The organism is Hominiventricola aquisgranensis, assembly GCF_040096225.1.
Classification (GTDB): domain Bacteria; phylum Bacillota; class Clostridia; order Lachnospirales; family Lachnospiraceae; genus Hominiventricola; species Hominiventricola aquisgranensis.
On sequence record NZ_JBBMFC010000012.1, the window covers coordinates 41,068 to 53,361 of the forward strand.

The window sequence follows — 12,294 nt, forward strand, 5'->3', positions numbered from 1 at the left end:
CCTCTTAATCCGGTGCATAAAATTTTCTAATATTATCTTCTGTCCCTTCCATTCCCTTCATGAAAGCATCATAATATTTTGCCAAATGTCCTACATCCCAGCATGTATATCCCTGTTCAGCCAATTCAGCTGCCATAACCTTTCCTGCCATTCCTAATATAAAAACAATTATTGGATTATCGACCTTTTGTTCTTGAATTTCTTTCATGATTCTGTCATGCTCTGTCCAGGCATTTTTTGCCGGTCCATATATATATATCTTATTTTGGGCTAATTCAAATATATCATACTGTAATTTTTCTAATACCCCTATCCCACTTACAATAATTATATTTTTATTTACAAAAGCATTTCTCCATTTTTCATATCGCCTAATATTCATGGGATCTTCATGTTTTCCAAATTGATATCCTGTTAAAGTAGCATCAATATAAGTAATTTCAGGATTCAATATTTTCTTATAATATTGCCTATAGTCATATGCATACCTCCTATAAAAATCCGAGTAATTTCGCACGTAGCCGGGAATATAATAATTTCTATTAATTCCAACAAGCAAATTTTCTTTCTTTTCAGACAAAATTTTTCTAAGACCATCCGCTAAATCTCTATCATAATTTTGAAAGGGTTGATCCATTCCCATCATAATTTTCACTTCACCATCACTCGTTCTAACAAATGATTTTCTTGTTTCTAATATTAAATCCAGTGACTTCTCCCCATCGAGAATTTTAGGTTTCACCGTTCCACCATCTATAAGATCATACTCATATTGAACATCGTCAAGAATTTTATTTGTCAAATATACAATATCTTTTTCTCGTTGATCCCATAGACTATTCTTGGATAAATAATTTAAATTTCTTAATAAATTTTTAATTTTTCCCATGCTAACCGTTTATCCTCTCTCTTAATACCTATTTTAAGTAACTTGAATTACATTATAAAATACTTTATCATATACAGTTTAACTATTAAACCAAACTCGTTTGGCCAGTATTTTCTCATATGGCACAGCTAATTGAATTTAAACAATGCCTCTGCCCCACTTGCATTTAAATCATACGCACTATACATGCTTATAACTAAATCCGGCTCTGTTTCTTCAATTATAGACATAACTAACAGTAAAAACTGTCCCACTCCACTTTCAAGATAAAAAACTGCACTCATAATGAGCAAAAAAGCATTTTTTAACCAAGTTGGTTGGTTTCTTAAAAACCAATTACCAGCAATGGTAATCGGTAAAAATATAAATAAAAATATGCCTGATGCAAAAACCATTTTATCATTGCATGATATTTAAAAGTTAATTATCACACGTCTCCTTTTAATATTGTTGTAATTACTATGTAAGTACTCTGTCAATTCTCATTGTTAACGATTGCTCTATATATTCCAAAAAAATAAAGATAGATTTTCCACTGTATTCTGTGTTTGAGTTTCAAATTACTTTTTATATCTCTGTAGCTTATTTTCATTGCGTATTCTTTCAAAACATTATAATCATTTTTCACTTCCTCATAATTTTCCGCCATCAACATACGTTGAAACAATTGCCTATATATAGCAATTTTATAAATTACTAAATGATTCTTTACGTTTTTAACATTGTAGCTATTGCCATTATCCTGTTCTATTATAGTTGCCATCTTTTCTATCACATCTATATTACACAAAATTGAACTGTTATATTTTCCTCCCGTCATCTGGCTCTCTCTATGATCATATGTATATCCTATATAGGGGATGGTTCCATAACGCTTGCATTTTAAAATGGCTTCACAATTAAAAAGAGTATCCTCTCCATAAGGACATGGTTCTGCAAAAGTAATGTTCTGTATAATAGATTTTTTATATAATTTGTCCCATACAACAGTTCTTACACCGTCACAATATGAAAACATATTGCATAAAGCATCTTCCCCTGTAAAAACTGTCACTCCATTTGGATTAATCCTTTCTTTAGAAATATCGCCATCATATATTTCTCTAATTGACGCTGACACAATATCTAGATCATTTTGTTTTTGCGCTTTGTGTAATTCCATATAGGTATCTTTTTCAATATAATCGTCCGCGTCTAAAAATGTAATAAATTCTCCTGAAGCTAATTTTATTCCTACATTTCTGGCAGATGCTGCTCCACCATTTTGTTTTGATATAACCTTAACTCTACTGTCATTCTTTGCTATTTCATTTGCTATAGACAATGTTCTATCCTGAGAGCCATCATCAACAACAATAACTTCAACATTTGTATAGCTTTGTTCAATGACAGAATTTAAGCATCTTTCTACTGTTTTCTCTGCATTGTATGCTGGAATAATTACTGATATTTTTCCGTTCTTTTTTTCTTTATTCTTGTCTAACTTTCTGATTTCTGAAGCCATCATCTAGCCTTCCGCTCCTATGCATATCCAATTTTCTTGATATATATCGTTATACAATCCGCTCTCATTGTTTCGCCATTTATCAGGAGCTACAACTATTTTATCCAGACTATCATTTAAATACTGTCCCCACCAGAAAAAACTACTATTTGATATAACTTGATATTTACATAAGCTCAATAAGTGCAACATTTCCCATGGTTTTAGATTTCCAGACACCGAAGAAGTAATATATGTTTTATCTAAATCACACGAGATATTTGTCTCAGTCCATTCTATATCATCCGTAAAAAAAAATACCTTCAAGTTAGTTGCCTTACTCTCCAATTTCTTTTTTAATATTTCTACTCCGATCTCATAATATTTAGGTGTACAAACATCACAATAATTTTTATTTTCAGCAGAAACAAAATCACCTCTCCTTACCCCTACTGCAATGGCTGTATGTTGTAAAATGTCCTCAGCAATTTTTTTTGCACAATCACTATTCATTTCAACGCTAAAATCATCTCTAATAATATCATTAATACTGTCAAAGAAACGCGGAGATTCATAAAAACCCATAACCAGTTTATTCTTAAACATACTTTTATATCGAAATTGATGATAACCTATGGTGTACATATAAATCCCAAATATTTCTAATATATTAGAGTATCTGTCTTCCAATGCTCTAACATCGTTCCATGTGTGGATACGTGTTCTTTTTTTAAAGTATATGTATAGTACACTTCTTTGTATTAAATTTAACTTTCTTTTCTCTATATGAACATTATTTGAACACTTAAAGTATTCCATGTAATTTATCCATGTTTCATCATTGAATTCAAAATTGGAGAAATCAAATGCTATACCTTGCCCTGGATCCTTGCTTTGTAATTTTCTTGCCATAGCATATGAAAACATTTGGTTTCCCATCCGTCCTAATATTTCTACATATATCATAGTTAGTCGCCTTCCAAATAATTTTATGTTTTATTCTTTCTTATCAAATTCTTCCATTTACTTTTCGCCCACAAAATATTATTCCAATTCAAAGCAATAATTGTAAGTACACCGATTCCTGCCACACAAATATTTTGAATACTGATAATTGTGACTGCTTGTATACAAAGTACACTATACATAAATAATGCTTTTTTCCATTTTATCCTCACATTGCTACTTTTCATGCCTTCATAGCAATTTAATATCCATGAAATCAAAAATGTAAAAACTGTTGCTATTGCAGCCCCCATTGCATCGTTTGTTACAATTATCAAAATATAATTTAATATTGAGTTTGATAAAGCAGCTATTATTGAAATAACCATAGCTTTCTTAGTCTTCTTATATATTGACAAAAAATTCCCCATCAGTCCACTTGCACTGCTCAAGACAACGGATATAATAAGTAACGGTACATAGCGCCATGCATCATAAAAATCATTTGAATACAATATTCTTGCCAAAGGACAAGTTATGGCTATTAGTATTGCCCCTCCAAAGCAAAACAAAAAATTATAAACATCATACACTTTTGCTATATATTCACGACCCTCATTCGTTTTATAAGAATCATATAACGTATATATCCAGGCTTGACGAAACACATTATCTATAGCCTGTAAAATGGTAGGAATTTTATACGCTACAGAATATATACCATTCATGGATGCTCCACATAATAACGTAACAAAATATCGGTCCGAAGACGAAACTATCCACCATGATAATCCAGAAAATATTGTAGGGACGCTAAACTGTAGCATATCTTTTCTCAAAGTCCTATATGCTGTTACATCTCTACTTCTAGGCGTTGATATAGTTTTCAAATTGCAACTAATTAAAAGAATAATATTGAAGAAATACCCTGCTGCCGATGAAATTAGGAATCCATATAATCCCTTCTTCAATACTACAATAAACAAAATATTACTCAATATGCTGACCAATGAACTTCCAACACCGCAGATTGTTACTAATTTCATTTTCTCAATTCCGCGAGTATAGCTCATATTTATGTCTGACAATACAGACGATCCAGCAATTATATATATATATAATAAATATGATGCATTTACATGAAACAAATAATGCGTTCCAATCAATCCAAGTAAAAATATAAGCATACCTATAAGATATGTTTGAACAGCAATCCAAATAGGTCGTCTATCATCCTTATTTTCTATGGTAAATCGAATAACAGCACTAGGAGTAGATAGTGCAATAAAAGGTGCAAGCAAACTTGCGGTGCTAATAATAACATCTGAAATACCATATTCTTCCGTTGTTAAATAAGAGGTATATAGTGGAACCAAAAAAAAGCTAAATACCTTTGGCATAAAATATACCAAGAACATTAAAATAATATTTTTCGCCAATTTTACATTTTTAGAGTTCTGCATTCAATACTTTGCATGATAATTAGAAAGTAAATTACCACACATTTCCTTTCTTTTCATATCCTGCTTAAATTTCCTAAATTGTTTTATTGCATTTCATCCTATTTTAATTATTTTAGGAACATTTATAGAATTTGTGCCACCTTGTCTTGGTTTAAATGTGATTTTCTTAAAAGTAAGCTTTTCATTATATTTAGCAAAATATGTTGTAAACATAATATTGGGAATATTATAATTTTCCGGCATATTGTCAATATACTTTGCTACAACTGAGCTTTTCATCAGTCGAAAAGGTGCATTTGCATCCGGCACCTTCACACCAAAATAGCATCTCAGTAAAAAGCAGACCACATGCTCTACGAATGCACGACTTTTTCCACATATCGTTTATTACTTATCATTTTTCAACCTTAATTCTATGCAATCATCTAATTTGCTGATATATCTTTCTAACTTACTATTTTGCGCTGCCTGATCCACTATTTTATCAATCAGTATACAGATCAACAGCACTACAACAGACAGTATAGTCGAAACCATTATATATAAAACAGGTCTTATTGTATACTGATTTATGGGGAGCCAGTCCGTCCAAAGGGAATATAATACCAACGGATGTGCTGATATCAAGTATCCGGCAAGACAATTTTCAGCCAAAAAATTAGCTGTTTTATTTTTTATATTTTTTCCCGAAGCCTTAACAAAAACGCAAAACAGGCATACACTTTGCACTAACACAGTAACAGAATTATAAGCATAAAAATTTCCTCTGGAAGTCACTCCACCGGCAATATTCCATCTTACTATCAAATAATTAGAAGCAAAAATAGCGATGCTTGTCAAAACATATATTCCCAGATACTCCCATGTCGGTTTCTCCATGATTTTTTGTTTATTTTTTCTAATCCAATAACCAATGATATACATCACACAAGCCCAGATAACTCCATATCCTTGCGTTTGATCAAGAGTATATTGGACTTTGATAAATGTCTGATGCAAGCAAAAGAAAGTTACCAAAATACCAATTAGTATGTTAAGCTGCATGGTTTTCAGTTGTTCCAAACCCTTTGCAATAAATGGTATCAACAATGCACCTACTATATATGTCTGCATATACCAATACTTTTTTGTCAAGATCGGAAGAAAATATCCAATGCAATCTTTTATCGAAAAAGAATGTACTATTATACTATACAGGATATAAATAATACCGGAATAGAATATCGTTTTCAGCCAAAGAAAAACGATCCTGCCAAAACGATAATGCGCACTGTTCATAAAATATCCAGTTAAAAGAAAAAACAAATTTACCGCGCAGACAGTAAAAGCCCCAATTCCCCATCCAATACAGTCTAAAGCTCCCAAATAGGGTTGTTGGTTCTTAGCTGTAGCCATTACACAATGCCCCAAAATAATCATCAACATAGCAAACAATCTCATGATTTCAAATGCACTATTTCGTTCTCTCATCCCTACTGTCCTCTTTCGTTTTGCCTTTGATGTTCTTTACAATTTTCCTGAGTAATCCCTTTTACCGAATATTTTCTCAGACTTCATCTGCTCTCTAATATCTGCATCCACAATTTCTTCCCCTGTCTTTCCTTGCAATTGTTCCATGCTTGCCACACTTAGTCCATTATTCACCATTGCGTGCAAATCACAAGTACTGCATTTATCCAATGCTTCCTTAGTAACTTTTCCATCTCGGTAATCTCTGACTATTTTATTTTCATACATACTGTACGGATGTTTTGTAAACAATGCTTTCAACTTATGCACGGCCACCCAGGCTGCAGGTCGCCATATATATTTGTGCATTGCCGGTGATACCGAACCAATCATCCAGCAATTCCGATCACAGCGTCTTACTTTTTTCCTCACTGTTTCCGCCTGTTCGCTGTTCCACAGTTCTGTCCAGCTCTGTTTATTCAGATTTCCCATTACTTCTTTATCCTTTGTTCCATTACATGGCATAACATCCCCATAAGGATCAATAAAGAAAGTATCAAAACTCATATCACAAGGCAACAATCTCTTCTGCCCGTAAATATAATTGATCAGTCCATGATTGAAATAGGCACGAAACCACTTTTTAGGACTATTACTTCGAAGTAATTCATTGATCAAATTTTCAAAGTTTTTTGCGACCATAGGACGGTCCTTAATAATATTTTTTGCTTCCACAAAATAAAAGCTATTATGAAGTGATGCCGTAGCGAATTCCATTTCCATTTCATCCGAGATTTTGTAAAGCGGTACCAGATCCGATGCATTCTTGTCCTGTACGGTCATTCCGAATCCGACATCCTTCATTCCCATCTTTCTCAGGGTTTTCAGTGTCTGATAGCCCTTTTGGTATCCATCTGCCAGTCCTCTGATTTCATTATTCGTCTGCTCAAGTCCTTCTATTGAGATACGGATTCCGATATTAGGAAATTCCTTACACAGATCCACAATTCTGTCTGTGAAAAAGCCGTTGGTAGATATCACGATTCTATCACTTTTTTTATATATTTCTCTTACGATTTCCTTCAGGTCTGTTCGGATAAAAGGCTCTCCGCCAGTGATGTTGGTAAAGTACATCTTAGGAAGCTTCTGGATTGTTTCAATAGATATTTCCTCTTCCGGTTTTGATGGTGCCTTATATCGGTTGCACATGGTACATCTTGCATTACAACGATAGGTTACAATTACTGTTCCATTGAGTTTTTTCTCTGACATTATACTTCTCCGTTATATATCTTTATCAATTTACTATAATACTGATCCACCGTATCAAACTGAACTTGGGAACAATTCTCTGACATTTCACTTACTTTCGCTTCTTCATTCCACAATTCACGAATGCAGCTGACAAGTTCCTCTACATTGCCGCTTTCGAATAACATACCCGTCCTTTGGTTCTGGATCAGTTCCGGAATGCCACCAATAGCAGCTCCGATCACCGGTGTCCCATACATCTGGCTTTCCATGACTGAAAACGGACAATTTTCATACCACTCTGACGGATATATGGTAAAACTGGCCTGTCTTATTAAAATTTCTAATTTTTCTCCAGTCTGAAATCCTACATTTTCAATATTATTTACGGAGTTCAGTTCCGTTTCCATCGAACCGGTTCCTGCAAATATAAATCTTACTTCCGGGAGTGCTTTACATGCTTTTATAAGAGTACCGATTCCCTTTTCTTCTGAAAACCTTCCAAAATAGAGGCAATACTTATCGCTCATGTTCATTGAAGTGGTGTCCTCTTTTTCTATAGTTACTGCATCTATAAAATTATGCAGAGCAATAGTTCTCCCCTGCAATACTTTACTTTTATCCAGTTTGCTTTTCATAAATTCCGAGCAGCAGATGATCGTATCTATATTTTTGTATGTAGCCTTCCTATTCCAAAATGTGGCTTCCAGACATCCAATCATGCTTTTTGCTTTGGAACCATGGATGCAATTTCCCCTTACACAATTATAGTAATGCCCACCCAGACATTTTTCACAATTTTCATGTGAACGATAATTGTTCATCATATGATTGGGACATACCAGTTGGTAGTCGTGTGCTGTATAAATGATCCGGCACTTATGTCCGGTCTGTCGACTCCACTTTTTGATTTCCAGAATAATGCTTGGAGTAAGCTGATAATTAAAGTTATTCAAATGGCATACATCCGGCTTGAAATCATCCAGAATCAATCGTATTTTTTTCCTAGCTTCCAAAGAATAGATCGTTTTTATCGGATATAGGATCTTAGACATCTTTAATCCCTTGTGGAAATCCATATCCGAAGTATACGCATTCATGTTGTTACCAACGCATCTTCCGGTATGCTCCATACCAAAATACTGCACCTCATGACCATGCTCTTCTAGTGCTTTTCCTAATTTAAATATATAAGTTTCACTACCGCCATTGGGATATAGGAACTTATTTATCATTAATATTTTCATTAATTGCAACCCTTTTACTATATCTTACTCGAGTAGTATTCTCACTTACAGTAAAGTTTTAATGTTTTTTGTGTTATTTCACTCCAATTATACTTCGCACAGATATATTCTGCCACACCAGCTTTATATACATGTACTATATCGAAGTTATCTGCCAGTTTTTGAAGACATTCTGCCAAAGCAATCTCGCTGTTGGTTTGAAAGGAGATTCCATGGTCACCGATCACATCTGTATTCTCCGGAATATCCGATACTAGACAGCAATTTCCATAGCTCATGGCTTCCAATAAGCTTAACGGCATTCCTTCCAATTCACTTGGAAGCACATATACATATGCATTACTATATAATTCTTCCAGTTCCCTCCCCTGAACAAAACCGGTGAAAAGAATTCTCTCATCACCTTCAGCCAGCTGATGCAGGTATTGCACATACTCATCTGAATCACTGCTTCCGCCAGCAATTACCAGTTTTTTGTCTGTTGTAATCTTTTTATAGGCTTCTATGAGCAGATGGATTCCCTTCTCCTTTGTAAGTCTCGACAATGCCAGAAAATATCCATCTGTTTCCAGACCATACTTTTCCTTGATCTCATCATTGGTCTTAACTTCCGGTCGTTCCACGCCGTTAGGAATCAGTACCGTATTCCTGCCATAGGTATTCTTGAAGTATTCCTGCACTCCTCTGCTCAATACAATGATTTCATCCGCATGCCTGACCATCATTTTTTCTCCGTAACGGATAAATTTACCTCCCAGGGTATCTTTCCAGCGAGGTCTCAAGTAATCTATTCCATGGCAGGTACAAATGACTCTTTTTCCAAAAAGCTGCGGCATCCAGCAAAAAGCTGCCGGTCCTTCCGCATGAATATGAACTACATCATAATTTCCAAAGGTAGCCTTTATCGTAGCAAAAAAGGCAGCAGTAACCGCTGCAAGCCCTTTTTTGTCTATGGTCGGAACACTCTGTATTTTTACCTTCTGATATTCTTCACCGATTTCTTCATCATATTCTGCTCCACTTACGTGGTGGCCTCTACGATTAATTACCGTAACATCGTATCCCATCGCTGCCATTCTGGTAGTCAATTCTTCTACTACAATTTCTACGCCACCCTCACGGCTGGGCATTCTTTTCTGTCCGAAATGTACAATCTTCAATTTTTTATCTGGCAAAGCACTTCTCTTCATTTACTTTCCTATAAAAATTATATATTGTTCCAACAAAACATCTGTATCATTGAGTTGCTATAGTTCTATAAGATCGGTACATTATACCACCTTTTTCTTATATACACAAGAAACCCGTCTTTGAGTTTCCATTTTGCAAACATTCTGCAAATGATTATTTTACATTATATTATATCAAAATTATTCAAATACTCAACATCATCCAACACCGGTATCCGATCCACATTCTCCCATTTGATAATAATTGGTTTCATAACCCAGGGCAGATATTTCTTGCATATATCCTCTCTGACCAACGCAGTACCTCCATAACCAATAAACGCCGCTACATCTTCTCCACTGTTCAGCACCAGGATATCATCTTCCGTACCATCTTCCAAGATTCTCTCCGGATTCACCGGCATCAATTCCCTGATATCATCTTTTTCATCCGTAAAACCGGTCCACATGGTCATTCCGCGTAATCCATACTCTCCATCCCATGATTCTCCAAGTGTAATATAATAATAATCTGCGTCCTTATCTATTGTATATTCTGTTTTTGCCCGATTATAATTTCCCCAGAAATCTGTTCGGAAACGTAGATTCTTTTTCTTTGAGGCTCTGGTTCTTGCTACCACTCCATTCAATTTTTCCTTACCTATAAAATAGTCTGCCGAAAAACCAAACAAATCTACCAGTTGGGTCAAAACCCGCATATCTGGTGTCGCCTCTCCTGATTCGTATCGCTGCAATGTACGTTTACTCACATCCAAAATCTCAGCTAACTGCTCTAATGTCATATTTGCATAAATTCTCAGTTCTTTTATCTGTCTTCCTATTATTTCTTTCTCCATTACTACATTGCCCCTTTCAGAAATGTACTTCTTATATTTAGGATTATATACCCACATCTGCATTTCTAAAATAGACAATTTTGTCCACCTGAGTTTACGATTTTACCTCGCACCGCTTCCTCTGAATACAACACCAATCGTCTTGAAGATGATCTTCACATCGAGAAACAGTGACCAGTTATCAATATATTCCAGATCAAGCTTCACCACATCATCAAAGTCTGTGATGTCACTTCTGCCGCTGATCTGCCAGAGGCCTGTGATACCCGGGCGGAAGCTGATCCTTCGTTTTTGTGAATAGTTATACTGTTCGTACTCGTCCACAGTCGGCGGCCGGGTTCCCACAAGGCTCATATCGCCTTTCAGTACATTCCAGAACTGTGGCAGTTCATCAATGCTGGTCTTGCGAATGAAGGCTCCTACTTTCGTGATACGGGGATCATTCTCCATCTTGAACATCAGCCCATGCATCTCGTTCTGCTTCATCAGTTCTTTCTTCCGTTCCTCTGCATCTGCATACATGGAGCGAAATTTGTAGAAGTCAAAGATTCGTCCGTTGACTCCCACCCGCTTCTGCTTAAAGATCAACGGTCCCGGAGATTCCAGCAATAAAAATGGTGCCAGTACGATTCCGACTATCAGAGTAATTGCCAGACCTGCCAGTGCTCCCACAATATCCATCAGACGCTTCAGCACCACCATTCGGTAGTCGAACAAGCGACTGGTAAATGCGACTACATGATATTGTTCCAGGTTGTCGATCCGCTTTTCTCCTGATAATCCCAGATCAAACAGATCCAGATTCAATGCCACCACGACACCCATTTTTTCAAATTCCAGAATCATTTTCTTCAGAAAATCTTCCTGCTTCTGAATGGCATCCACATGGATAAAGACTTCGTCCACCACATGGGTTGTCGCATAATCCAGATATGCCTCTTCCTCGCAGGACAACATCGGAATCTCCTGTTCCGTAAGGAATTGCTTCGTACCTTCCTGCGGTTCTCCCAGCACAACTGCTCCAACCACATGCCACAGGGTTTCCTTGGAACGCTGGAACCGCTTTACAATGAATTCCAGCTGTTTACCATCTGACACGATCAGCAGGCTCTTTTCTTTTCCCTTCCGCCATCCAAATACGCGGCTCCAGTTGCGGATCACCAGATGCATGATCCAGACAAGAATGGTATTGCACACAAAGAAATATCCCATCACCAGACGGGAAGTGAATATATCCGCTTTCATGCTGAAGCTTAAAAGTGTGCTTGCTGCAATCATGATCACATTATATTTCACCGAGAAGAATAGTTCTTTATAACGTCCTCTTCGAAAAAATCCATCGTATGCTTTCAGAAAATAAAATGCTGCCACATGCAATACCAATAATACACTGATCAGTCGATCCATCTCTTCTGCAGCCATCAGAGTATGAAAAGTCCTGTACCGCAGCAAGCCCGCAATCACAAGGCTTACAAGTACCATCACAGCATCCGCCAGGCAGATACATATTTCCATTAATTGATTTCGTTTTCTATACATAA

11 protein-coding genes are annotated in these 12,294 nt (G+C 35.9%); all 11 read right to left on the reverse strand.

Annotation, left to right across the window (positions count from 1 at the left end; all coding sequences use genetic code 11):
- Nucleotides 1-4: 4 nt before the first annotated feature.
- Complete coding sequence (locus WMO62_RS08145; RefSeq protein WP_349144371.1) at nucleotides 5-889, reverse strand: GT-D fold domain-containing glycosyltransferase; 885 nt, start codon at nucleotides 887-889, stop codon at nucleotides 5-7.
- Nucleotides 890-1,017: 128 nt separating this feature from the next.
- Nucleotides 1,018-1,284 (reverse strand): hypothetical protein, encoded by a 267-nt coding sequence (locus WMO62_RS08150; RefSeq protein WP_349144372.1) that lies wholly within the window; start codon nucleotides 1,282-1,284, stop codon nucleotides 1,018-1,020.
- Nucleotides 1,285-1,364: 80 nt separating this feature from the next.
- Nucleotides 1,365-2,396 carry a glycosyltransferase family 2 protein gene (locus WMO62_RS08155; protein WP_349144373.1) on the reverse strand — a complete coding sequence of 344 codons (1,032 nt, stop codon included), beginning with the start codon at nucleotides 2,394-2,396 and terminating at the stop codon, nucleotides 1,365-1,367.
- The gene (locus WMO62_RS08160; protein ID WP_349144374.1) at nucleotides 2,397-3,338 is read right to left on the reverse strand and encodes an alpha-1,2-fucosyltransferase; all 942 of its coding nucleotides are present in this window, start codon (nucleotides 3,336-3,338) and stop codon (nucleotides 2,397-2,399) included.
- Between the two features lie 23 nt (nucleotides 3,339-3,361).
- The gene (locus tag WMO62_RS08165; RefSeq protein ID WP_349144375.1) at nucleotides 3,362-4,780 is read right to left on the reverse strand and encodes an oligosaccharide flippase family protein; all 1,419 of its coding nucleotides are present in this window, start codon (nucleotides 4,778-4,780) and stop codon (nucleotides 3,362-3,364) included.
- Nucleotides 4,781-5,167: 387 nt separating this feature from the next.
- The gene (locus WMO62_RS08170) at nucleotides 5,168-6,250 is read right to left on the reverse strand and encodes an acyltransferase (protein ID WP_349144376.1); all 1,083 of its coding nucleotides are present in this window, start codon (nucleotides 6,248-6,250) and stop codon (nucleotides 5,168-5,170) included.
- 36 nt (nucleotides 6,251-6,286) lie between these two features.
- Nucleotides 6,287-7,501, reverse strand: coding sequence for a radical SAM protein (locus WMO62_RS08175; RefSeq protein ID WP_349144377.1), 1,215 nt, complete (start codon nucleotides 7,499-7,501; stop codon nucleotides 6,287-6,289).
- Nucleotides 7,501-8,727 carry a glycosyltransferase family 4 protein gene (locus WMO62_RS08180; RefSeq protein WP_349144378.1) on the reverse strand — a complete coding sequence of 409 codons (1,227 nt, stop codon included), beginning with the start codon at nucleotides 8,725-8,727 and terminating at the stop codon, nucleotides 7,501-7,503. The genes WMO62_RS08175 and WMO62_RS08180 overlap by 1 nt, the downstream gene beginning before the upstream one ends.
- A gap of 41 nt (nucleotides 8,728-8,768) precedes the next feature.
- The gene (locus WMO62_RS08185) at nucleotides 8,769-9,917 is read right to left on the reverse strand and encodes a glycosyltransferase family 4 protein (protein ID WP_435390472.1); all 1,149 of its coding nucleotides are present in this window, start codon (nucleotides 9,915-9,917) and stop codon (nucleotides 8,769-8,771) included.
- A gap of 164 nt (nucleotides 9,918-10,081) precedes the next feature.
- Nucleotides 10,082-10,753: a helix-turn-helix domain-containing protein gene (locus WMO62_RS08190; RefSeq protein WP_349144380.1), complete on the reverse strand. Its 672-nt coding sequence runs from the start codon at nucleotides 10,751-10,753 to the stop codon at nucleotides 10,082-10,084.
- A gap of 102 nt (nucleotides 10,754-10,855) precedes the next feature.
- Nucleotides 10,856-12,292, reverse strand: a complete 1,437-nt coding sequence (locus WMO62_RS08195) for a sugar transferase (RefSeq protein ID WP_349144381.1) — start codon at nucleotides 12,290-12,292, stop codon at nucleotides 10,856-10,858.
- Between the last annotated feature and the right edge of the window lie 2 nt (nucleotides 12,293-12,294).

Bases quoted from the DNA above. Each gene is read 5' to 3' on its own strand.
- WMO62_RS08145 (WP_349144371.1), bottom strand. From the start codon at position 889: ATGGGAAAAATTAAAAATTTATTAAGAAATTTAAATTATTTATCCAAG.
- WMO62_RS08150 (WP_349144372.1), bottom strand. From the start codon at position 1,284: ATGGTTTTTGCATCAGGCATATTTTTATTTATATTTTTACCGATTACC.
- WMO62_RS08155 (WP_349144373.1), bottom strand. From the start codon at position 2,396: ATGATGGCTTCAGAAATCAGAAAGTTAGACAAGAATAAAGAAAAAAAG.
- WMO62_RS08160 (WP_349144374.1), bottom strand. From the start codon at position 3,338: ATGATATATGTAGAAATATTAGGACGGATGGGAAACCAAATGTTTTCA.
- WMO62_RS08165 (WP_349144375.1), bottom strand. From the start codon at position 4,780: ATGCAGAACTCTAAAAATGTAAAATTGGCGAAAAATATTATTTTAATG.
- WMO62_RS08170 (WP_349144376.1), bottom strand. From the start codon at position 6,250: ATGAGAGAACGAAATAGTGCATTTGAAATCATGAGATTGTTTGCTATG.
- WMO62_RS08175 (WP_349144377.1), bottom strand. From the start codon at position 7,501: ATGTCAGAGAAAAAACTCAATGGAACAGTAATTGTAACCTATCGTTGT.
- WMO62_RS08180 (WP_349144378.1), bottom strand. From the start codon at position 8,727: ATGAAAATATTAATGATAAATAAGTTCCTATATCCCAATGGCGGTAGT.
- WMO62_RS08185 (WP_435390472.1), bottom strand. From the start codon at position 9,917: ATGAAGAGAAGTGCTTTGCCAGATAAAAAATTGAAGATTGTACATTTC.
- WMO62_RS08190 (WP_349144380.1), bottom strand. From the start codon at position 10,753: ATGGAGAAAGAAATAATAGGAAGACAGATAAAAGAACTGAGAATTTAT.
- WMO62_RS08195 (WP_349144381.1), bottom strand. From the start codon at position 12,292: ATGTATAGAAAACGAAATCAATTAATGGAAATATGTATCTGCCTGGCG.